This window comes from Gammaproteobacteria bacterium, assembly GCA_009838035.1.
Classification (GTDB): domain Bacteria; phylum Pseudomonadota; class Gammaproteobacteria; order Steroidobacterales; family Foliamicaceae; genus Foliamicus.
On record VXSK01000004.1, the window covers coordinates 115557 to 137769 of the forward strand.

The 22213-nt window shown below is 64.7% G+C and carries 23 protein-coding genes and 1 tRNA gene; 17 read left to right on the top strand and 7 right to left on the bottom strand.

What is annotated here, in order from left to right:
• The first annotated feature begins 78 nt into the window (after window positions 1-78).
• The 5 genes from hfq to F4Y72_04545 are packed head-to-tail and all read left to right on the top strand — an operon-like array spanning window position 79 to window position 4936.
• Complete coding sequence (gene hfq / locus F4Y72_04525) at window positions 79-318, top strand: RNA chaperone Hfq (protein ID MXZ27552.1); 240 nt, start codon at window positions 79-81, stop codon at window positions 316-318.
• Between the two features lie 15 nt (window positions 319-333).
• A complete protein-coding gene (gene hflX / locus F4Y72_04530) occupies window positions 334-1575 on the top strand; it encodes a GTPase HflX (protein MXZ27553.1) in 1242 nt (413 codons plus the stop codon).
• A gap of 35 nt (window positions 1576-1610) precedes the next feature.
• Entirely contained in the window at window positions 1611-2708 is a 1098-nt protein-coding gene (hflK, locus tag F4Y72_04535) for an FtsH protease activity modulator HflK (GenBank protein ID MXZ27554.1), read from the top strand.
• On the top strand, window positions 2705-3565 hold the full coding sequence (gene hflC, locus F4Y72_04540; protein ID MXZ27555.1) for a protease modulator HflC: 861 nt from the start codon (window positions 2705-2707) through the stop codon (window positions 3563-3565). The genes hflK and hflC overlap by 4 nt, the downstream gene beginning before the upstream one ends.
• A 57-nt stretch (window positions 3566-3622) precedes the next feature.
• Window positions 3623-4936, top strand: coding sequence for an adenylosuccinate synthase (locus tag F4Y72_04545; protein MXZ27556.1), 1314 nt, complete (start codon window positions 3623-3625; stop codon window positions 4934-4936).
• Window positions 4937-4954: 18 nt separating this feature from the next.
• On the opposite strand, the gene paaI is transcribed toward F4Y72_04545, so the two are convergent.
• Window positions 4955-5389, bottom strand: coding sequence for a hydroxyphenylacetyl-CoA thioesterase PaaI (gene paaI, locus F4Y72_04550; GenBank protein MXZ27557.1), 435 nt, complete (start codon window positions 5387-5389; stop codon window positions 4955-4957).
• Window positions 5390-5412: 23 nt separating this feature from the next.
• A tRNA-Leu gene (locus F4Y72_04555) sits at window positions 5413-5499 on the bottom strand.
• Between the two features lie 120 nt (window positions 5500-5619).
• Between F4Y72_04555 and F4Y72_04560 the strand changes: the two genes are divergently transcribed.
• The 8 genes from F4Y72_04560 (at window position 5620) to F4Y72_04595 (ending at window position 13754) form a co-directional block, all read left to right on the top strand.
• Window positions 5620-7113 (top strand): VacB/RNase II family 3'-5' exoribonuclease, encoded by a 1494-nt coding sequence (locus tag F4Y72_04560; protein ID MXZ27558.1) that lies wholly within the window; start codon window positions 5620-5622, stop codon window positions 7111-7113.
• 102 nt (window positions 7114-7215) lie between these two features.
• The gene (gene rpsF / locus F4Y72_04565; GenBank protein ID MXZ27559.1) at window positions 7216-8019 is read left to right on the top strand and encodes a 30S ribosomal protein S6; all 804 of its coding nucleotides are present in this window, start codon (window positions 7216-7218) and stop codon (window positions 8017-8019) included.
• Window positions 8016-8243, top strand: a complete 228-nt coding sequence (gene rpsR, locus F4Y72_04570) for a 30S ribosomal protein S18 (protein ID MXZ27560.1) — start codon at window positions 8016-8018, stop codon at window positions 8241-8243. Before rpsF ends, rpsR begins: the two co-directional genes overlap by 4 nt.
• A gap of 7 nt (window positions 8244-8250) precedes the next feature.
• Window positions 8251-8913: a 50S ribosomal protein L9 gene (gene rplI, locus F4Y72_04575; protein ID MXZ27561.1), complete on the top strand. Its 663-nt coding sequence runs from the start codon at window positions 8251-8253 to the stop codon at window positions 8911-8913.
• Window positions 8654-10312, top strand: a complete 1659-nt coding sequence (dnaB, locus tag F4Y72_04580) for a replicative DNA helicase (GenBank protein MXZ27562.1) — start codon at window positions 8654-8656, stop codon at window positions 10310-10312. Before rplI ends, dnaB begins: the two co-directional genes overlap by 260 nt.
• A gap of 50 nt (window positions 10313-10362) precedes the next feature.
• Window positions 10363-12420: an ATP-dependent DNA helicase gene (locus F4Y72_04585; protein MXZ27563.1), complete on the top strand. Its 2058-nt coding sequence runs from the start codon at window positions 10363-10365 to the stop codon at window positions 12418-12420.
• A complete protein-coding gene (gene tsaB / locus F4Y72_04590; protein MXZ27564.1) occupies window positions 12417-13091 on the top strand; it encodes a tRNA (adenosine(37)-N6)-threonylcarbamoyltransferase complex dimerization subunit type 1 TsaB in 675 nt (224 codons plus the stop codon). Before F4Y72_04585 ends, tsaB begins: the two co-directional genes overlap by 4 nt.
• A gap of 66 nt (window positions 13092-13157) precedes the next feature.
• On the top strand, window positions 13158-13754 hold the full coding sequence (locus F4Y72_04595) for a hypothetical protein (GenBank protein MXZ27565.1): 597 nt from the start codon (window positions 13158-13160) through the stop codon (window positions 13752-13754).
• A 51-nt stretch (window positions 13755-13805) separates the two neighbouring features.
• Here the strand turns inward: F4Y72_04595 and F4Y72_04600 are convergent, their stop codons facing one another.
• Both F4Y72_04600 and F4Y72_04605 read right to left on the bottom strand, forming a co-directional pair.
• Window positions 13806-15269, bottom strand: a complete 1464-nt coding sequence (locus F4Y72_04600) for an NADH:flavin oxidoreductase (GenBank protein ID MXZ27566.1) — start codon at window positions 15267-15269, stop codon at window positions 13806-13808.
• A 25-nt stretch (window positions 15270-15294) separates the two neighbouring features.
• The gene (locus F4Y72_04605) at window positions 15295-15687 is read right to left on the bottom strand and encodes a RidA family protein (GenBank protein MXZ27567.1); all 393 of its coding nucleotides are present in this window, start codon (window positions 15685-15687) and stop codon (window positions 15295-15297) included.
• A 96-nt stretch (window positions 15688-15783) separates the two neighbouring features.
• On the opposite strand from F4Y72_04605, the gene F4Y72_04610 reads away from it, so the two are divergent.
• The 4 genes from F4Y72_04610 to F4Y72_04625 are packed head-to-tail and all read left to right on the top strand — an operon-like array spanning window position 15784 to window position 19804.
• A complete protein-coding gene (locus tag F4Y72_04610; protein MXZ27568.1) occupies window positions 15784-16494 on the top strand; it encodes an SDR family oxidoreductase in 711 nt (236 codons plus the stop codon).
• A 21-nt stretch (window positions 16495-16515) separates the two neighbouring features.
• Window positions 16516-17418 (top strand): DUF1838 domain-containing protein, encoded by a 903-nt coding sequence (locus F4Y72_04615; GenBank protein MXZ27569.1) that lies wholly within the window; start codon window positions 16516-16518, stop codon window positions 17416-17418.
• Window positions 17415-18539: a hypothetical protein gene (locus F4Y72_04620; GenBank protein ID MXZ27570.1), complete on the top strand. Its 1125-nt coding sequence runs from the start codon at window positions 17415-17417 to the stop codon at window positions 18537-18539. The genes F4Y72_04615 and F4Y72_04620 overlap by 4 nt, the downstream gene beginning before the upstream one ends.
• A gap of 50 nt (window positions 18540-18589) precedes the next feature.
• Complete coding sequence (locus F4Y72_04625) at window positions 18590-19804, top strand: argininosuccinate synthase (protein MXZ27571.1); 1215 nt, start codon at window positions 18590-18592, stop codon at window positions 19802-19804.
• A gap of 2 nt (window positions 19805-19806) precedes the next feature.
• Here the strand turns inward: F4Y72_04625 and F4Y72_04630 are convergent, their stop codons facing one another.
• Genes F4Y72_04630 through F4Y72_04640 form a run of 3 tightly spaced genes read right to left on the bottom strand, consistent with a single transcriptional unit; the run spans window position 19807 to window position 22200 of the window.
• A complete protein-coding gene (locus F4Y72_04630; GenBank protein ID MXZ27572.1) occupies window positions 19807-20823 on the bottom strand; it encodes a hypothetical protein in 1017 nt (338 codons plus the stop codon).
• Window positions 20824-20869: 46 nt separating this feature from the next.
• Window positions 20870-21478, bottom strand: coding sequence for a nuclear transport factor 2 family protein (locus F4Y72_04635; GenBank protein ID MXZ27573.1), 609 nt, complete (start codon window positions 21476-21478; stop codon window positions 20870-20872).
• Window positions 21475-22200 carry a hypothetical protein gene (locus F4Y72_04640; GenBank protein MXZ27574.1) on the bottom strand — a complete coding sequence of 242 codons (726 nt, stop codon included), beginning with the start codon at window positions 22198-22200 and terminating at the stop codon, window positions 21475-21477. The genes F4Y72_04635 and F4Y72_04640 overlap by 4 nt, the downstream gene beginning before the upstream one ends.
• Between the last annotated feature and the right edge of the window lie 13 nt (window positions 22201-22213).

Here is a 22213-nt window from a genome sequence, read left to right on the forward strand (position 1 = left end):
TTGCCTTGACCAGCAAAACAATGCCCCGAAGGCCGCGGCTCGCGAGCCGGGCGTCGGGAGTCCGCCAAGGAGCCTCCTATGGAAACCCGCCAAGACCTGCAGAACCGGTTCCTGAACGCACTTCGCCGAAGCCGGGCGCGCGTTTACGTGTTCCTGGTCAACGGAATCAAGCTCAAGGGCGTGATTGGAGGCTTTGATATGTTCGTGATCCTGCTGCACAATGGCGTGAGCCAGATCGTGTACAAGCACGCCATATCCGCCATCGTCCCCGTTCGCCAGCAGGACCTGGACAGCATTCTGCGCGAGGAGCAGGCGTAGGGCCTTGGTCGTTTGATCGAAAACCTGCCTGACCAGAGGGCCGTCCTGCTGGTGCCCGCGGGCGATGACGCCCGAAGGCTGGAATTCGAGTCGCTGGCCGCTTCGGCCGGCGCCGAGGTCGCGGACACCGTTACCGCACAACTGCGCCGGCCCGATCCGCGCACCCTGATCCGCAGCGGCAAGCTCGAAGAACTCCGGCTCAGGTGCGCGGAACTAGCGCCTTCGCTGCTGCTCGTGGACTTCGCGCTAAGTCCCTCGCAGGAGCGAAACCTCCAGCGCACGTTCAACTGCCCGGTGGTGGACCGCACCAGCCTGATCCTCGATATTTTCGCGCTGCGGGCGCGCAGCCGGGAAGGCAAGCTGCAGGTGGAACTCGCCCAGCTCCGGCACCTGTCAACGCGCCTCGTGGGCGGCTGGACCCACCTTGAGCGACAAAAGGGCGGTATCGGACTGCGCGGCCCCGGCGAAACCCAGCTGGAGACCGACCGCCGCCTGGTGTCCCAGCGAATCCGGCGCCTGGAAATCCAGCTCGACGGCGTCATGGCGCGCCGGCGCCTGGGAAGGGCCCGCCGCAAGCGTTCCGATTCCGCCCTCGTTTCCCTGGCCGGATACACCAACGTCGGCAAGTCCACGCTCTTCAATCGACTGGCCGGCGCCACGGTTACCGCCCATGACCGGCCCTTCGATACCCTCGATCCCACGATACGCCGGATTTCGCTCCCGCACGGCCCGGAAGTCCTGCTTTCCGACACCGTCGGCTTTATCCGCGATCTGCCGCACGAGCTGATCGCGGCGTTCAACTCCACCCTGGAGGAGATCGCCTCCGCCGACCTGATCCTGCACGTGATAGACGCTTCCGCGTCCGACCAGGTGGAGCGGATCGACGAGGTCGAACGGGTGCTGGAAGAAATCGGAGCGGGCGACACGCCGCTGCTCCGCGTATTCAATAAGGCGGATATAATTCCCGGTGGGTTGCAAGCGGTCGATGGCGACTGCGGCGCGGCCTGGATCTCGGCGCTCTGCGGCGCCGGCGTTGAAGAGTTGCTTGCAAAGGTTGCACAGCGTTTGTCGGCGGGGCGGCTGCGCCGCACGGTTCGGCTAAACGCCGGTCAGGGAAGGCTCCGGGCATTGCTCTATCGCCGCGGCCGCGTACTCCGCGAACGACTGTTGCCCGGCGGAGGTTGGACACTGGATTTGGAAATGACTCGCCGAGCTTACGAAAAACTGGCCAGCCGCGAGGACATCGGTGCGACCTAGGCGCTTATTGACGAGCACAACACGGAAAATCTGATATGGCTTGGAACGAACCGGGCGGTGGTAACGGTTCATGGAATCGGGGCGGCCGCCAGCAACCCGACCTGGAAGATGTCGTCCGCGATACGCTGAAAAAGCTCTTCGGCGGACTCGGCGGCGGAGGCAAACGGTCTTATCGCGGCACGCTGATATGGGCGCTGGCAATCATTATTGGCCTGTGGTCCCTCTTCGGCCTCTATCGGGTCGATGAGGCCGAGCGCGCGGTTGTGCTGCGGTTCGGCGAACACGCCAGGACCACAGGGGCCGGCCTGCGCTGGCACGTCCCGTGGCCCATCGAGAGCGTGGAAAAAATCAACGTGGCCGAAGTCAACAACTTCAGCCAGAAGACCCGCATGCTGACGGCCGACGAGAACATCGTCGAAGTCGATCTTGTGGTGCAGTACCAGCGTACCCAGCCCGAGGACTTCCTGTTTAACGTTCGCGTGGCCGAGGAAACACTGGGCGATGTCAGCGAAAGCGCCATCCGCGAGATCATCGGCAAAAACCAGATGGACTATATTCTGGGAGAAGGCCGCAGCGACATCGCCCAGCGCACCGAGGATTTGATTCAGCAGACCCTGGACGATTACGGAGCCGGCATCGGCGTTACCCAGGTGAACCTGCGCGACGCCAACTACCCCCAGCAGGTCGAAGCGGCCGTGCAGGACGCGATCAAGGCGCGCGAGGATAAGGAGCGGCTGGCCTTCGAGGCGGAGGCCTACGCCAATGATGTCGTGCCCAGGGCCCGCGGAGAAGCCGCCCGCCGGATTCAGGATGCCGAGGCGTACAAGGCCGAGGTGATTGCGAACGCCGAAGGCGAGGCGCAGCGCTTCGAGAAGCTTCTCACGGAGTACCAGAAGGCGCCGGAAGTGACGCGGGATCGCCTGTATATCGAAGCGCTGGAGGAACTTTACGGGGACTCCAGCAAAGTACTGATGGATGCCGAGGGCAGCGGCAACCTGCTTTACCTGCCGCTGGATCAACTCATCAGGCGCGGGGCGGGCTCGGAACAGTCGCCGACTGCGTCGACCGACGGGAGTTCTCGGGTAACGGAAAGGGATGAAGCGCGGCGTCGCCGCGGAGGACCGGGATCATGAAACCAAGTGGTTGGATTGCCTTGACGATATTGGCCGTTGTTACTGTGTGGGGCACTGTGTTTTCGGTGGACCAGCGCGAGCACGCGATACGTTTCCGGTTCGGAGAGATCGTGGAGACGGATTACGCGCCGGGCCTGCATTTCAAGTTCCCCTTTGTCAACAACGTGCAGAAATTCTCGAATCAGATCCTTACGATCAACAGTCCGCAGGAAGCTTTTCTGACGGAGGAGAAGAAAAACCTGATCGTTGATTTCTTCGTCAAGTGGCGGATTTCCGATGTGCGCCAGTTCTATACCGATTTGCTGACCGAATCCCGCGCCCAGCAGAGACTGCTTGAAATCATCAAGGACGACATCCGCGCCGAGTTCGCCAAGCGCACCGTTCCCGAAGTGGTGTCGGCGGAACGCCGTGAACTGATGTTCGAGATGCTGACCAACGCCCGGCGTGCGGCGAGCGAGTTCGGTATCGAAGTTGTTGACGTGCGGGTGAAACGCATCGAGTTCCGTGACGAGGTCAGCGAATCGGTTTTCCAGCGGATGCGCCAGGAACGGGCCCGCGTGGCCTCGGAATTGCGTGCCGAGGGTGCGGAGATGGCCGAACAGATTCGCGCCGACGCGGACAGGCAGAAGACCGTGATCATCTCCAGTGCCTACAGGGAAGCCGAGATCCTGCGCGGCGAAGGCGACGCGAACGCGGCGGAAACCTACGCCAACGCCTACAACAAGGACCGTGAGTTCTACTCGTTCTACCGGAGAATCAACGCCTACCGCAACGCCTTTGGCGCCGAGGGCGACCTGCTGGTGCTGGACAGCGAGAGTGATTTCTTCCGCTACCTGAACCGGTCGGAAAGCAGGTAATAGCTCCGCCCGCCAGGTTCCGTGGCGGGGGCGTCCCGCCCTCGGACTCGCACGTTAATGCCTGACGCATCAACTTCCGCCCGCGGCGTTGTCCTGATCGGCGCCCAGTGGGGCGACGAGGGCAAGGGCAAGGTGGTGGACCTGATTGCCGGCCGTTGCGACGCCGTCGTTCGCTTTCAGGGCGGCCACAACGCCGGGCACACGGTCATTCACGATGGTGATACGCTGGTGCTGCACCTGCTGCCCAGCGGCATCCTGAACCCCCGCGTGGAATGCCTGATCGGGAACGGCGTGGCCCTGTATCTGCCGCAGCTCTTCAGGGAGCTTGCGTCCATCCGGGAGCGCGGCGTGGATCCGGCCGGCCGGCTGTTCGTGAGTCCGGACTGCCCGCTCATTCTTCCCTCGCATATTGCGCTGGACCAGGCGCGCGAACGCCACGCCGGCCGGGGGCGGATAGGGACGACCGGACGCGGCATCGGCCCGGCGTACGAGGACAAGGCGGCGCGCAGGGCGGTTCGGGCCGGCGAACTGTTTGCTCCGGACGCGTTCCGGCGGCGGCTGGGGGCGGCCCTGGACCTGCACAATTTCATGCTGGAGAAATACTACGGGGCGGAAACGGTGGACGCCCACCGCGTAGCTGAGGAATGGCTCGCGCTGGCCGAGGAATTGAGCCCCCTGGTTGTCGACGTTGCCGGCCGCCTGGAAAGGCTGAACGCCGAGGGCAGGGCGGTGCTCTTCGAAGGCGCCCAGGGAGCGATGCTGGACATCGACCACGGCACGTATCCGTATGTGACGTCCTCAAGCACCGTGGCTGCCGGGGCCCTGGCCGGCACCGGCGCCCGTCTCGCGCAACTCAGGGAGGTCGTGGGGGTCGTGAAGGCCTACACCACACGGGTTGGCGAAGGGCCTTTCCCTACCGAATTGCACGACGAGGTGGGCGAGCGTCTGGCCCGCGAGGGCGCGGAATGGGGCGCGACCACCGGTCGCCCGCGCCGCTGCGGCTGGTTCGACGCCGTGGCGGTGCGTTCGGCCGCACAGAGGGGCTCGATCGACAGTCTTTGCGTCACCAAGCTGGACGTCCTGGACGGAGTGAATCCGCTGCGGATCTGCACCGGATACCGAATGGAAGGACGAGCGATCGATACGCGCCCGGCGCTCATGAACCGGTACGCGGAGTGCGAACCACGCTACGAGCAGATGGACGGATGGAGCGGCCGCACCCGCGGCGTCTCCCGCTGGGAAGACCTGCCCGACGGCGCCCGCGCCTACATCGGGAAGCTGGAAGCCCTGGTGGGCCTCGATGCCTGCATCGTGTCAACCGGACCGGCGCGCGAGGAAACGATCGTGCGCCGTCATCCCTTCGATTCGTGAGGCGGATCCGGCACCGGTTCAGCTCTCGCTGACCCACTCGCCTCCGATCGTTCGGCTGTAGCCCCGAAACTCCGCCACCTTCGCGCCTTGATCATCCGTCACGGTCACGTCGAAGATGCCGTTGCGGCCGTATCGGGCCCGGCCGGACGCATGCGCGGTAAGGCGGGCTCCGGCACTCACTTTCTCGATGAACGAAATGGAGCAATGCATGGCTGTTGCCTGCCGGTTCAGGCTGTTGCAGGCGAAAGCGAAGGCCGTGTCGGCCATGGCGAATATCAGTCCACCATGACACACCCCGTGGCCGTTGAGCATGTCGGGCCTGACGGTGAGGTGCACGCAGGCCTCGCCCGGGGTGACTTCGCCGAGTTCCAGGCCCATTTCCTTCGACGCGCGATCGTTGGCCCACATGAGCCGGGCGCAGGCTTGCGCCAATTCAAGTTCGGTCTTGCTCATCTGCGTTGCGGGTCCCTGCGGATTGGTGCCGAGAAGAGGACTCGAACCTCCACGGGGTTACCCCCACTGGCACCTGAAGCCAGCGCGTCTGCCAATTCCGCCACCTCGGCACGATGTTGCCTTGCGAACCCGGCGCGGTTACCTGCCGCCGGGGCGCCAAGGCGATTGGAACAGGCCGGAATTTTGCGTTTTACCGCTCCATATGTCAATGATCTCCCCGGTTTACGAATATGCCGACCGCGATTGAACAAAGCGTAATCTCCGAAGCGGGACTTCGGGCGTTCTGGTCCGAGCGCGTGCGAAGGCATGCCGGAAGAATCGCCGCGCGTCCTCCATCCTCCGGAGAGCGGGAAGACCTGCGGGAGCTGCCGCTGGTGACCATCGACGGCGCCAACGCGCGCGATTTCGACGACGCCGTTCTCGCCGAGCCCGCCGGCGACGGCTGGCGCGTCATTGTGGCGATAGCGGACGTTTCGCATTACGTGCGCCCGGCGGACCCCCTGGACCGGGAGGCCGCCCGGCGCGGCGTGTCGGTGTATTTCCCGGGCTCGGTGTTGCCGATGCTGCCCGAAGTGCTTTCCAACGATCTGTGTTCCCTCAAGCCCGGCGTGGATCGGCTCTGCCTGGCCTGCGAAATGCGTCTCGATGCCCGCGGACGCCTCAAGGCCTGGCGGTTCTTCCGCGCAGTAATGCGGTCGGCCTCCAGGCTCACGTATTCGGGCGTGCACAGCGCGATCGAGGCAGGCGACGCGAAGGCCCGGCGCGAGCTGGGCGCTCTGCTGGAACCGGTGGAACGGCTATACGCGGTCTGGCGCCTGCTCGCCGTTGGCCGCCGCCGCCGCGGTGCGCTGGAGGTGGACCTGCCGGAAACCCGGGTCCGGCTGGGACCGGACGGCGAAGTGCGTTCGATGGAGCAGGTCGAGCGCTACAACGCCCACAGAGTGATCGAGGAACTGATGATCACCGCCAACGTCGCCACCGCCCGATTCCTGGGCCGGGCACGGATGCCCGCGCTGTACCGCGTGCATTCGCCTCCCGACGCTGATGGTTTCGAGGAACTGCGGCACCTGTTCGCCGGGGCCGGGCATTCGCTCTCCGAGGCGGCCGCGCGCAATCCCGATGAGATCAACCAGGCGCTGCGGGCGCTTCGAGGCCAGCCTGCCTACGAAGCGATCGCCGTGGCTACGCTCAAGTGCATGCAGCAGGCCTGTTACCAGCCGGCCAACATCGGTCACTACGGCCTGGCGCTGAAGTCCTACACGCATTTCACTTCGCCGATTCGCCGCTATCCGGACCTGCTGACGCACCGCGCGATCAAGCACCTGATCGACGGCGGCCGGGGCGAGGCAGCGCCGCTGCGCGGCAACGAGCTGGCGCAAACGGGTTCGGCCTGCTCGGAAAAGGAACGCCTGGCGGAGAAAGCAATGCGAGCGGCGGTAAAGGCCTACAAGCTGCGCTATCTGTCCGGCTGTCTCGGCGACACCCTCGATGCCGTCGTGTCGCATGCAAGCGGCAAGGGACTGTTCGTGCAGGTGCCGGAGGTCGGCATGAAAGGATTGATACCGCGCTGGCGCCTACCGGCCCGGCACGGCCGCGCCCGCGCCCGCGGCAGGCGGGGCGGCCAGGGCCTGCACGGTTTTACCCTGGGTCAGCGGGTGCTGGTGCGCGTTGCCCGGGTGGACGAGGATCGGGGGCACCTCGACCTCGACCTGCTCGCCGGCTGATCGTTCCCGTATAATCCCTCCCCCACGCTGCAGGCTTCGGCCTGCGTTTTCTCCTTAGCCGCACCGCGCCGGCGGGCGGCCGAAGACCATTGAGGAGTTGCATTGCGACACTACGAAATCATGCTTCTGATCCATCCGGATCAGAGTGAGCGGGCCCGCGTAATGATGGATCGTTACGTGGGCATCATTGAAGGCGGCCAGGGCCAGGTTCATCGCAACGAGGACCTGGGAAGGCGCATGCTGGCCTATCCCATCGCCAAGGTGCAAAAGGCGCACTACATGCTGCTGAACGTAGAGTGCGGGCAGGACACTCTGGACGAGCTGGTGGGCGCGTTGCACTTCAGCGACGCGGTCCTGCGCCACCTGGTTGTGCGCCGCGAAGAGGCGGTCACCGACAAGTCGGTTCTGGCCAGGGCGGCCGAGAAGGAGGCGGCGCGTGAAAACCGCGAGTTTCCGTACGACAAGGAACTCGCACATGGACGCCGCGCGAAGCGCGAGGAAGCCGGCGAGTCGGAAGACAAGGCGAAGGCAGCCGCCGAAGACGAGTCGGCTTCCGAGGACGCATCGGCTTCCGAGGACGCGCCGGCTGCCGAGGATGCGACCGCGCCCGAGGACGCGCCGGAAGCCGAAGCCACCGGGACGGACGATGCGGCTCCGGAAGGCGATCCGGCGCCGGAATCTCAAGACGAGTCCGCTGATGCGTCGGACGAGCCGGACCCGGCGGTGGAAGACGAGCAAGCCGCGGATGAAGCCGATACTGCAGAGGAGGACGCGCCGGACGCTTCCGCCGATGAGCCCGCCGTGGAAGCGGACAGCCAGACCGATGACGAAACCGGGGAAGGCGATGCGCCAGCCGACGATGCCGCCGCCGGGGGCGACGAGGCCCCGAAGGAGGAGAAGGAATGAACCGCTACAACCGCCGTCGCCGCTACTGCAAGTTCACGGCCGAGGGGATCAAGGAGATCGACTACAAGGACGTGGGGCTGCTTCGGCAGTTCGTGACCGAGACGGGCAAGATCATTCCCGCCCGTACCACCGGAACCTCCGCGAAATACCAGAGGCAGCTCGCGCTTGCCGTGAAGCGGGCCCGCTATCTCGCCCTGCTGCCTTACACTGACCAGCAGAAGTAAGGCCGTCATGCGGATCATTCTCCTGGAAACAGTCGAGAGCCTCGGCGGAATCGGGGACATCGTGGACGTGCGCGCGGGATACGGGCGCAACTACCTGCTGCCGCAGGGCAAGGCGGCGCCCGCCACTGAAGAGCAGATCGCCGCGTTCGAAGAGCGGCGCTCCGAATTGATGGCGATGGAAAGGGAACGCATGGCCGCCACCACGGCCCGGGCGGCGCAGGTGCAGGCGGTTCTGCCGCTCACCATCGTCGCCAACGCCGGCCCGGTGGGCAAGCTGTACGGTTCGGTCGGTCCCGCGGAGATTTCCGCCGGTTTCGAGGAAGCCGGCGTGGAAGTGTCGCGCTCGGAAGTGCAGATGCCCGACGGTCCGATCAAGGAACTGGGCGAGCATCCCGTTACGCTCAAGCTGCATGCCGACGTGCAGCAGGAGGCCACGATCCGCGTGGTCGGACAGGCGGGCGAGACGGAAGTGTTGCCGGGGGCCGAGCCGCTGCCCGCGGACGAGGACGAGGATGCGGAAACGGAAGATACGTTGCCGACGGCCGCGGACGCCGCCACGGACACGGCCGGGGAAGTTCGGGAGTCGGAATCGACGGCCGATGAGGAGGTTGAAGAAACCGCCGGGGCCGAGCCGCAGGTTCTGGCCGATGATTCCGCCGGAGATGGCTGAGAACGGCGATCTTCTTCCCTCTTCGGTTGACGCCGAGCGTGCCCTGCTTGGCGGCCTGATGCTGGAGAACGATACCTGGGATGAGGTGGCGGATCTGCTGGCGGGCGGCGATTTCTCCCGCGACGACCACCGCCTGATTTTCGGCGCGATAAGCGACCTCATCAACGGCGGCAAACACTGCGACAACCTGACCGTATGCGAGCATCTCCGCTCGCGCGAACAACTGGACGACGCCGGCGGCGCCGGATATGTCGGGAATCTGCTGATCGGCACGCCCAGTGCGGCCAACGTCGAGACCTACGCCCGGATCGTTCGCGACATGTCGATACTGCGCCAGCTGGCGCGGGCGGGGAGGCGGATTACCGGGCGGGTGCTGAAGACCGGCGGCAGGGAAGCCGAGGAACTTCTGGAGGAAGCGGAGCGGGAAATCTTCCAGATCAACGAGCAGAGTTACAAGGGCGACCTCGACGACCTGGGCATGGGCGAGGCGTTTCGCGCCGAACTGGTCAACTGGCTGCGCGAGCGGGAGAAAAGCGGCGAGGCGGTGACCGGCGTGGCCACGGGGCTGACCGATTTCGACAACCTGACGGCCGGCCTTCAGAATGGCGACCTGGTCATACTGGCCGGGCGTCCATCACTGGGCAAGACGTCCCTGGCCCTGACGATCGCGCAATCGGCCGTATTGAGCCAGAAGCCGGTATCGGCCCTGCTGTTCAGCCTTGAGATGCCCAAGAAGCAGATCGCGCTGCGGCTGCTTTCCTCGCTGGGGGAAATCGACCATGCGGATCTTCGCATCGGGAAGATCGGGCGTAACTGGAGCAAGGTCAACAGCGCGCTGAACATGCTGAAGGAAGCGCCGCTTTTGATCGACGATTCCCAGTTGCTGACTCCCGACCGGATCCGCTCGCGGGCCAGGCGGGTATCGCGGTCCGAGTCGCGCGCCGGCCGCAGGCTGGGCCTGGTCCTGGTGGACTACCTGCAACTGATCGATGCGTCGCCCACCGAACGGCGCGACGTCAACCGGGCCATAGAGCTTGGCGCCATTTCCAAGTCCCTCAAGGCCTTGGCGCGCGAACTGGACGTGCCCGTCGTGGTCCTGTCGCAGTTGAATCGCGAGGTGGAACGACGCCCGGATCGGCGCGTGCAACTTTCCGACCTGCGCGATTCTGGGGCAATCGAGCAGGATGCCGATGTCGTTGCGTTTGTGACATTGCCGGAGAGCCAGGAGAAACAGGATCTCTACCACGTCAACAAGCGCGTTCTGCACGTGGCCAAGCAGCGCAACGGGCCCACCGGCGAATGCGAGGTGTACTTCGAAAGCGCCTGCATGCGCTTTCGCGACCTGCAGCCCGGCGACGCCGAGGAAGAGCTGCCACCGGCTCCTTCCGTGGAGTATTAGGGCCCGTTAACATCGGGCCCTAAGGCGCCAGCGAACATCGCAAGTACTCCATGGAGGCAGGGGAGGGCGAAATCAGTAATACCGCCGACCGGGTGCTGGAAGCATTCGCTCCGAACGGTCCGCTGTCGTCCGCGATCGAGAGTTTTGTCGCGCGCGAGGGTCAGCAGGAGATGGCGCTGGCCGTAGCCGAGACGCTGGCCGACGGCGGCTGCCTGATCGCCGAGGCCGGAGCGGGCGCAGGGAAGACACTGGCCTATCTCGTTCCGGCCTTGCTGGCGGGGCGCCGCGCGGTCATCTCCACCTATTCCCGCAACCTCCAGGACCAGTTGTTCCTGCGCGACCTGCCGCAGGTGGGCGAGGCGCTGGGGCGGCCGGTCAGGGTGCGCATGTTGAAGGGCCGCGCCAACTACCTGTGCCGCTACCGTCTCGCACTGGCCGCCGACAAACCGGGCGAGCTCGACGGCAGGGAGCGCCTTGACCTGGAAAGCGTCCAGGCCTGGGCCGGACACACCGTTTCGGGGGACCTGGCCCGCTGCGAAGGCGTGCCCGAGAATGCGCCGATCCTGAGAAGGGTTACCTCCACGCGCGAAAACTGCTTGGGCAAGGAATGCCCGGATTTCGAGTCCTGCCACGTTTTTCGTGCCCGGGAACAGGCCGTGCAGGCACAGATCGTTGTAGTGAATCACCACGTGCTGATGGCCGATCTGCAACTCAAGGCGGCCGGCGCGGATGGATTGCTGCCGAAGTTCGACTGTCTGATTGTGGACGAAGCCCACGCGTTGCCGGAGGTGGCGCGTGAAAGCCTTGCGTCGAGCCTGGGCACCGGACAAATCCTGGATGCCCTGGGCGACGTGCAGCGCGAGGCGCTGGCCGCGGGCGTCTGGGCGGAAGTGGAAGAGGAGCACGATGCGCTGCGTAACGCCGTGCGCGATCTGCGCCTGGCCTGCCCGCGGGAACCGGGAGAGAGCGACTGGGCGCCGGAAATGCTTCGCCGCGAGATCGAGATGCTTGAATTCGCGATGGACCAGTTGATCGAATGTTGCGAGGACGCCGCCGAAGAGGAAGAGGACGCCCTGGTTCTGGCCACCGCAGGCCTGCGGGACATGCGCGACCGCCTCGCGTACATGTCCGGAGCCCTGGATGAACTGCGCCGGGACCCCGAGTTCGAATACGCGGACTACGCCTACCCGGATGCCGATTTCGACGCGGACCCGGCCGTGCCCGGGAACTTTCGCGCCGGCTGGATCCGCACCACGCGCACCCAGGTCACCCTGAATCTGACGCCGGTGGACATCTCCGGGGATTTCCAGCGCCTGGTGGATGAGTCCGAGGCATCGTGGATCTTTTCCTCGGCTACGCTGAGCATCGATGGCGATTTCACGCACTTTGCGCGGCGCCTTGGATTCGAGGACGCTCGCGAACTGCTGGTGTCGAGTCCCTACGACTATCGGCGCAACACCCTGCTGTATGTTCCGCAGGCCGTTCCGGTGCCCGGGCGCACGGCGGAAGGGTTCACCGAGGCGATACTGGAGGCGGCCCTGCCGCTGGCGGCCGCCGCCGGCGGCCGGGCGTTCTTCCTGTTTACAAGTTACCGGGCGCTGGACGAGGCGCGGGATGTGCTCGGCGATGATCCCGTATGGAGGGACCGGTTCGTGGCCCAGGGCGCGGGCAGGCCGCGCAGCCTGCTGCTGGAGGAATTCAGGAGCCGCAAGGACAGCATCCTCCTGGGTACACGAAGTTTCTGGCAGGGCGTGGACGTGCGCGGCCGGGACCTGATACTCGTGGTCATTGACCGGCTGCCGTTCGAGGCGCCCGGAAACCCCGTGTACCGGGCCCGTCAGCAGGCCGTCCGGGCGCGCGGCGGCGACCCGTTCAACGAGATATCGTTGCCCGAGGCGGTGCTTGCGCTGAAGCAGGGCGTAGGCAGGCTGGTGCGCGGCGAAAGCGACAAGGGCGTCGTGATGATCTGCGATCAGCGCCTGCTGACCAGGGGCTATGGCAGCCGCTTTCTCGCCAGCCTTCCGCCGATGCCGCTGACCCGCGATCCCGGCGAGGCACTGCGCTTCATGACCCGAGTTGCCGGCGAGCCGCGCCGGGAAGCGGCATGAGCGGCTTTCGCTGCCTGGCGCTGGAGACGGGCGTGCGCCCCTCGTCGGTCGCCGCAAGCAACGGAGATCGGCATTTCGAGACGTCTGTGCCCGTTGGCGCCAGCATCGCGGCTGTCCTGTATGAAACGATCGATGAGGTTCTGGACCAGGTCGGTCTGTCGCTTGAGGAACTCGATTGCATCGCTTTCGGGCGCGGGCCGGGCGCGTTCACCGGGCTGCGCGTTGCGGCGGCCGCGGCCCAGGGACTGGCAACCGGTCTGGGCATCCGATTGTGCGCGGTTTCCAGCCTCGCCGCCCTGGCTCAGGATGCTTGCGACCGCGCACCGGCAGGCACTTGGATTGCGCCTGCTCTGCCGGCAGGGCGCGACCAGCTGTACCTGGGCTGGTACCGGATCGGCGAGTCCGGCCTTGTATCGGCCGAGGCCGACGATCGACTTGCGCCGGCGGCCCAGTCCCGTTTGCCGGGATCCGGGCGATTCATCGCCGCCGGCAGGGTCTGGTCCGAGAACGAGGCCTTGCACGCTTCAAACGCCAGTCGGATACAACAACTGGAGGGTCGCGCCCTTCCACGCGCAGGCGCGGTGCTTCGTCTGGCGCAGAGAGACTACGCCGAAGGCCGAATAACGGCCCCGGAGCAAGCGCAGCCCCTGTACCTGAGAAGAGCCGTATAGCGCCATGGACCGGCGCGAGTTTCTCAAGCACGCCGCACTCTCCGGCCTTGGGACGTAGAGGAGATTATGGGAATCAAGACTCACATGCGCCTTTGCCTGTCACTGACATTGGCGCTAGCCGTCCAGGTCACCCAGGGACAATATGTGCCTGCCATAGCGGAATTCGAGAAAGCGGACGAAGAGACGGTGAGGCTCCCGCCGGAAGCGTTCGAAGATCTCCCGCACATGATTCAAGAGGAATTGACCGCCAGAGGCTGCACGATTCCACAAGCCTTCCACACGGATCTCGGGAAAAGCAATGTTGTTCGAGGGCATTTCACTCAATCTGATCAGACCGACATCGCGGTACTTTGTTCGCGGGAACGCGTGTCGTCGATCCTGGTGTTTCGCGGTGGGTCGGAGCAGGACGTGGCGGAATTGGCACCGGCGCCAGACGCCAACTATCTCCAAGGCACAGGAGACGGGGAGATTGGTTTCTTACGGGCGCTCGGCGTAGCGAGCCCGGAATATATTCGAAGCTGCTATGAAGCACTTAAGGCGTATGGGGTGCCTGATCCTCCTCCGTTGGATCACGAAGGAATCGACGATTATTTTGTTGAAAAGGCGTCCCGCATTTGGTACTGGCACGAGGAAGCCTGGCTACGTCTGGCAGGCGCAGATTGAGGTTGGTGCTCCGTTCCCAGAACCAATGAAGCTGAATGCCCGTGAAGCAGGCTATTCGCGCCAACGGGGAGCGATCAGGCGCCGTTTGCCGTCCTTGGACATCTTTACGCCGGGTTCGTCGAGGTTTTCGCGGTCCCAGAGTTCGCAGGTGACCTGGCGGTGGCGCTGGTCGAGCGCCTCGCAGTAGTTGGTGTAGAGGCAAAGCCGCACTTCATCCCCGTGGCCCGAACGGACCTTTTCGAACCAGTCGGGATCCGCCAGCGCCTGGCGGGCCAGGCCGGCGATATCGCCTTCGCCGTCGGCCAGCACCTTCTCCGCCTGCTCGAAATTGTGCAGGCCGCCAACCGCGACCGTGGGCGTGTCCAGGCCCGCATCGCGTATCGCGGCGCGTACCTGCGCCGCGGGCTGGAGGTTGCGTCCGAACGGCCCCTTCGCGTCGGAGTAGTACGAGGGCATGCATTCGTAGCCGCTGGGCCCGGTGTAGGGGTAGGCGGCCCATCCGATCTTCGGCTGTTTGGCGTCCTCGAACTTGCCCCCGCGTGAAAGCGAGATGAAGTCCATTCCCTGCGCCGCCAGCCGACTGGCGAAGAATGCAGCCTCATCGGTTTCCATGCCGCCGTTCAGGCAGTCCTCGGTGAGCATCCGGCAGCCCACAACGTAGTCGTCGCCTACACGGCGCCGTACGGCCTGGAACACTTCACCGGGCAGGCGCACCCGGCCTTCCAGGTCGCCGCCGTAACCGTCGGCGCGGGTGTTCAGCGAGGACAGAAAAGAGGCCATTGTGTAGGCGTGCGCGTAGTGCAGTTCGACGCCGTCGAAGCCGGCCTCGCTTGCCCGTTCGGCGGCGTCCGCAAACAGGCCGGGGAGCTTCCGGGGGAGGCCGCGGATGTGCGGCAGTTCCGTGTCGGTCACTCGCTCGCGGGCGCCGTACTGCAGCGCCTCCCATTCGCGCTCGTCCAGCACCTCGATGAGCTCCTCGTCGGACATCTCGACCAGGGCAGCACGGACGTCCGCCTCGGAAACAGATTCAGATAAATTCAATTTATCAATATGATAAGAAGTTATATTAAGAAACTCATTAAGATATCTTTCGCGCTTGGGGCGCCTGCGTATGCTCAGGAAGTCGATGATCTGAATGAACAGGCGCGTATAGCCGCCGCTGGCTTTTCGAACGGTCTCGGTCAGCGTGCGCAGCCCGGGCAGGAAGCGGTCGTGGCCGATCCGCAGCAGCGGTCCCGAGGGGATGTCGCGGATACCCGTGGCCTCCACAACGATGGCTCCGGGACGCCCTTCCGCGAAGCGCCGGTACCAGTCGAGAATATCGGGCGTAACGATGCCGTCTTCGGTGGCGCGCCAGGGGACCATCGCCGGTACCCAGGTGCGTTCGTTGAGCCGGCAATGGCCGTTGCGCCCCAGTGCGAGCGGCTGAAACAGGCGAGATTGCCGCGCTTCCTCGCGGGTCGGCCAGCGTCCGGGTTCGGCGACATACTTGATGCGCTCGGCGGGACGCCACATTGCCACGGGATTGCTCTCCCGCCGGCTAGTCCGGGATCACGGCGGTGGCTTCGATTTCCACCAGCGCTTTCGATTCGACCAACGCCGAGACCTCAACAAGGCTCATGGCCGGGTAGTGCCTGCCGAGCACCCTCCGGTAGGCCGCGCCGATCTCGGACTGCGCGTCCAGGTATGCCCGCCGGTCGATAATGAACCAGGTAAGCCGCACCAGGTGTTCCGGCCCGGCCCCCGCCTCGGCCAGCACCGCCACCACGTTCGCTAGCGCCAGCTCCACCTGCCCGGCCAGCGTGTCCGGGAAATTGCCCTGCGTGTCCCAGCCGATCTGGCCGGCCGTGAAGACCAGCCTGCCCCGAGCCGAGACGCCGTTGGCGTAGCCTTTCGGGCTCGACCAGCCGGGCGGTTGCAGTATCTCGTTCATCGGCCCGTACTTTATCAGCGGGCCGCGGCAGGAGTTTCCGGAATTCGGCTCGGAAGTGTACGATTCGACTCCCGGAAGGCGGGTTGGGAGAATCAGATGTCGTCAACCGTAATGGTCACCGGCGCCAATCGCGGATTGGGCCTGGAGTTTGCGCGCCAGTATGCGGCCGAGGGATGGCGGGTGCTGGCCACCTACCGCAATCCGGCCGTGGCGGGAGAATTGCTGGAGCTGGCCGGTCAGGACAACGTGCAGGCGTTCAGACTCGACGTTTCGGACTTTGACGCAATCGCGGCACTGGCGGAAGAGTTGCGGGACGAAACGATCGACGTGTTTCTCAGCAACGCCGGCCTGTTCGGACCCAAGCCGGGCGCGGAGTCCGATCTGAGGCAATCGTTCGGGCACATCGACTACGGTATCGTGCGAGAGGTCCTGAGCGTCAACGCGCTGGCGCCCCTGAAATGCGCCGAATCCTTTGTAGAGCAAATCGCCCGCAGTGAGCAGCGCAAGTTCGTAGCGCTCTCCTCCATTGAAGGCTCGATCAGCCGGGCCCAGCGCGATCTCTATGCATACCGCACCAGCAAGGCCGCGCTGAACATGGTCACGCGTTTGCTGTCGGGGGACCTGGCCGATCGCGGCATCACCGTGGTGAGCGTCTGCCCCGGCTGGGTGAAGACCCGCATGGGCGGCGAATTCGCCAAGCTGGAACTGACACCTGCGATCCGCGACTTCCGCGGCCTGGTCGCGCGCCTCACCCTGGAAGAAAGCGGCAAATTCATCGAATCCCCTGGCAATCCATTGGCATACTGACAGGGAGAGGAGGATCGGACCATGGGTAATAGCACGCGACGCTCGTTCATTACGGCGGCGGCTGCCGCTGGTGTCGCCGGTTCTGCGGCGGTGGCCGAGAGCGCGAACCGGCGGCCGCTGGATCTTGAGGACCCACGCGACAACCTGGACGCGTACATCAAGGCGCGCTCGGATGTTTCGGGGGCGGATGCGCCGTTGTGGAGCACCGGTGCGGTTTGGAGCTTCGTTCCGGGACAGCGCAGCAAACTGCTGTTCAAAACCAGCGCCCTCGTTATCTCCAGGACGGTCAGGGACGAGGACGGGTACGACTGGCTGAACCGGGAATGCGTGTATTTCCAGGACCCGGACACCGGCGAGGTGCTGGATCGCTGGTTCAACCCCTTCACCGAACGCGAGGTGCAGGTATTTCACATCCGGAACATCAACGTGAACGGCCGGTTCGACTACCCGGCTGAAGGCGGATCGGCGCTGCAAACGTATACCGAGCACATGGGCGACGTGACTTTCTATTGGGACCTCATGTTCTTCGGAGAATCGCCGCTGAGCATGGAGGAGTACCCGGCCTATGTCGGAAGCCCCTACTACCAGGGCGCCGCGGTCTATAACCACCACGTCAAGCGCGCCGACCTGGAGAATCAGGACCTGGGCGCCGCGCCCGCGAGCGTAAGCTGGGTCTCCAACCGCCAGTGGGCGCCGTGGATGGAGATGGGACGCTGGGCAGGCGGCCTGGTGATGTCAACGCGCGGGAAGAAGCTGACCAAAGTCACCGACCTGCCCGCGGCCATGCTTGACTACATGGAAAAAAACGATCCGGACTACCTGCGTTCTCCGGAGGAGGTCACCCGGAACACAACGACCTTCTACGAAGAGTTCAAGAAGTACGTGGACGAGAAGCGCGCCAACCAAATGGAGGAAAAACAATGACAAACCAGATAACACGTCGCAGCCTGCTGTCGGGCGGCGCTGGCGCCCTGGCGGGAATGGCCGCATTGCCGGCGCTGACCGCTTCGAAGGCTTCGGCGGACGATACCGCCGGCAGCACGGACGGCACCTATCCCACCGCGCCGCTGCGCAGCGACACCGTGAACTTCGGCGTCGTGCAGTCGCGCGTTCATCCCGTCGATGCCGCCAATACGAAGCAGACGCTCAAGAAGAACCTCGACCACATGCTGTGGTTGATAGACCGGGCGCAGTACTACGGCGGCCACAAGGACTTCCTGGCCTTTCACGAGTTCCCGCTGACCGGCTGGGACCGCTGGACGCGCTCCGAGATACTCAGCTTCGCCCCGGAACTGCCGGGCGAGGAAACCGAAGCCATCGGCGCCAAGGCCCGCGAGCACAATTGCTACATCTCCTTCGGCACCTATGCGCAGTACAAGGACTGGCCGCGCCACATCATGAGCGTGGCGGTGGTGATCGGACCGGACGGCAAGATCGTTTCCGAGCAGTGGAAGGCGCGCAACATCCATGGCGTGTTCGTGGGCTTCGAGCTCTTCACCACTTCCGTCTACGAGGTGCTGGAGCGCTACGTCGAAATGTACGGCTGGGACGCCGTTATCCCGGTGGCGCAGACCTCGGTGGGCAACGTCTGCATCTCGCCCTGCAAGATGGAGCCGGAACTCTACCGGGCCATGGCGATCAAGGGCGCCGAGATCATCATCCGGACGTCAACGGGCGGATACAACCACCTGGACATGCGCAACGTCTGCCAGTCGAACAAGGTGTACGGCGCGCTGTCGAACAACGCCGTATCGCCAGGCAACAAGAGCTTCTTCGAGACCGCGGGCGGCGGGGGCAGCGTGATTATCGGCCCCGATGGAAAGATCCTTGCCGAGGTGGAGGGCCATCACGAGGAACTGATCAACTACCGGATTCCGATGGCCGACTTCCGCAGCCGGCACCGGATTCCGGATTTCCACGCCGAGCTTTACTCGCATGTGCTGGACGACTACAAGTCCCGCTACGCCCCGGGCGCGTTCCTGGACTACCTGCCGGAAGGGCTCGACGAGGCCTACCAGCAATTCAAGGAAAAGGCCCGCTGGTAATCCGGCTGAATCGCCATTCCGCTTGACGGAACGGCAGCTGGCGTTCGGCGATGGTGCGCGCGCAAAAGGTAGTGCTGGCTTACTCCGGGGGGCTGGACACGTCGGTGATATGCAGGTGGCTCCAGGAATCCCGCCGCGCCGAGGTGGTGACCTTTACCGCCGACATCGGCCAGGGCGGGGAGGTCGAGCCGGCGCGCGCCAAGGCGAAGTCGATGGGCGTGGAGGAAATCCACGTCGAAGACCTCAGGGAGACGTTTGTCCGCGACTACGTGTTTCCCATGTTCCGCGCCAATGCGCTGTATGAAGGGGAGTACCTGCTGGGCACCGCCATCGCCCGTCCGCTGATCGCCAGGCGCCTGGTGGAAATCGCGGAGGAAACCGGCGCGGACGCCATCGCCCACGGCGCCACGGGAAAGGGCAATGACCAGGTGCGTTTCGAACTGGGAGCTTATGCGCTGAATCCCGACATCAACGTGATCGCGCCCTGGCGGGAGTGGGACCTGAACTCCCGGGAGAAACTGCTGGCCTATTGCCGGGAACACGACATACCCGTGGATTTCGAGCAGCAGGACCAGTCGCCGTATTCCATGGACGCCAACCTGCTGCACATTTCCTACGAGGGCGGCGATTTGGAAGACCCCTGGAGCGAGCCCGATGAGCGCATGTGGCGCTGGACCGTGTCTCCCGAAGCGGCGCCGGATGAGCCGCGGCTTGTGGAGATCGAATTCGCCCACGGCGATCCGGTGGCGCTGGACGGCGGGCGCCTGAGCCCCGCGAGCTTGCTGGCGCGCCTGAACGAACTGGGCGGAGCGCATGGAGTGGGGCGTCAGGACCTGGTCGAGAACCGCTACGTGGGCATGAAGTCGCGCGGCTGCTACGAGACTCCGGGCGGCACGATCCTGCTGAAAGCGCACCGCGCGATCGAGTCCGTCACGCTCGACCGCGAAGTGGCCCACCTCAAGGACGAGTTGATGCCGCGCTACGCCAAACTGATCTACAACGGCTACTGGTGGTCCCCGGAGCGCAAGGCGCTACAGGCCCTGATCGACCAATCGCAGGAACCCGTAAACGGCCTCGTGCGACTGAAGCTCTACAAGGGTTCCGTAACCGTGCTCGGCCGCCGCTCGCCCGACAGCCTGTTCGACGAGAGCATGGCGACCTTCGAGGACGACCGCGGCGCCTACAGCCAGGGCGACGCCACGGGCTTCATCCGCCTCAACGCCCTGCGCCTGCGCCTCGCCGCAAAGCTCGGCCGCAAGCTGTAGCTTCACACCCTGACGTTCGGCCTGCCCCGCAGGTGCGCCACGCGCTCCAGCACGTCCGTGCCGAGCTGCAGCAGCGCCTCGATGATGTCGATCGGGATCCAGTTTTCGGCGATCAGGCCGTTCTCGATGCGATAGAAGTCCATGACGCGCATGGTCACGCGCTTTCCGGTGGCCGCCAGGCCCAGCCAGCCGGGCCCGTTGTGGGTCGCCTGGACGCTCGGCCAGCCGCCGGTGACCGCATAGCTGCCGCATCCCATGTCGATGAAATGCCCCGCGCCGCCGCGGTCGGGAAACGCTCTGAGGAAAGGCGCTTGGTGGTGCGCCCGGTATCCTTCCATTCCCCTGGCCGTGCCGATGCCGGCCGGGCCGTACCAGAGAAAATTCCGGGTCCAGTACTTATGCTGCTGCATGCTGTCCAGGTCCTTTTGGTCAAACCGGAACAGCCCCTGGTGCATCGCCTGCACCAGCGCGATGCTGCTGGCGCTTTGTTCCGGGTCTTCCTCGCCCAGCCGCACGCCGTCGGCCGTGGCGGGCGCGGGCCACGCCACCTCGGCTCCCAGGCTGGGTGCGATCGGCCAGATGCCCGTCTGACGCAGAAGATCCAGGAGGTCCCAAAGGGCATACGTCTGGCATATCCTGCCCTCGACGAGTTCATGCACTTCGCCATAACGCAGGTGCGCCACGCCATGCGTTGCCGGCACGCCAAGCCAGTCGGCCACGAAGTTGGACTGGTAGATACCGACCGCCGCGGCGTACTGCTTGGTGCCTGATTCGCCCACGAGAAAGATCGAGTCGCGCCGCTCCATATCGGGAAAGGAGCGGCGCAGGGTTTGCCAGACGTCCTTGATGGCGTCGGTTCCCTCAAGCTCATTGATTGGATGGGAGCCGTACCAGCGGGCTTCGGGGTGATAGATGCGCTCTACGGTCTCGTCGAGCGCTTTCCCTTCGGCCGCGGCAAGCGCCCCCAGGGCCTCGTGGATGCCGGCCTTGTTGCCGGGATGCAATGAAAATTCATTCATGAGTTGCTGAATCCCGCGTTGGGATTCGGTCTTCCGTGCGCGCCACTTAGTTCTGCGTTGTATCTTCGCGCGCGGGGCGACTGCGGCGATCGTACGGCATGGCGTTTTCCGGGAACCCCGGCGAGACCGACTTGCGGTAGAGATGTTCCATGTAGGTCAGCGCAGACCAGGCCAATTCAGCGTAGTGAATGAACATCCAGCCCTCGGGCTTTTTGCGGAAGACCGCATTCACGCGGTAGTCGTCGTTGATCGCCGGGCGGGCGCGCGCCTTCAGGTCGAGGCGGTTGTCCCAGGTGGCGATGACGATGGTATCCGAGACCTGCCGCACCCTCAGCCGGTACGGCACGATACTGACGCTTTCCATCAGCGAGAGGGCAAAGGCGGGCGGATTGAAATAGCTGTAGAGACCTTCCTTGCCCATGATCCAGCGGTCTCTTTCCTCGCCCAGGTAATAGGGTGCTTCCTCGTCGGGGTCCCAGGTGTCGTGGATCCGGACCCAGTCGCCCCGGTTGAACTTGTCGGCCCATTCGAGCACCAGGTCCTCGATGGCGCCGGCCACCTCGGGCGGGGCGGTGGTCTCTTCGTGCAGTATGGACTGGGCGGACAGTGTCGCCGGAAGAACCGCCGCAAGCAAAACGAGCAAGGCCGGTCTCATCGTTGCCGCTGCCCGGTTGACAACAGGTCGAGAAACTCCTGGCTGACCTGGCTGCGGTACAGCCGCTCCATGTACATGATGGCGGACATGGGGGCTTCGCCGTAGTGGATGAACTTCCAGCCGTCGGCGGTGTTGCGGAACACGGCATTGGCCTTGAAGTGTTCACCCTTGGCCGACCCGAACCGGGGCTTGAACTGGAAATCCACGTACCAGATCGCCAGGGCGAGACCGTCGTCAATCATGCGCACCCGGATGCGGTCCGGCGTGTACATCATTTCCGCCAGGTCGTTTTCGGCGCGGGACTCGTAATGGCTGGCCTCGATTTCCCGCAGGCCCGGCGGAGCCTCGCCGGGAACGCTCTTCACGGGCATTGTCGGCTTCCTGGAGAAGTAGCCGTTGAGTTCGTCCCAGCCGACCAGCCAGTCCGGCTGATGGGCGAGCAGCACGTAGGGTTCGTCGTCGGGACTGAAAAGATCCTTGACCGTCGGCCAGGTTTTCGCGCGCCAGCGACCGGCAAAGTCCGTCACCAGCGACTCGATCGCCGCCGTCACTTCCGGCGGCGCGGTGCTGCCGATGTCGAACTGGGGATAGAAGGATCCGGCATTGCCGACGTAATGCTCGCGGTCCTCGCCTTCGTAATAGGTCGTCTGCGCCATCGCAGTTGCACCCGCGACCAAACCGGCGCAGACCACAAGTGAAAAGGTTGCCGTTCGCTTGTCCATGACCGCGCTATAT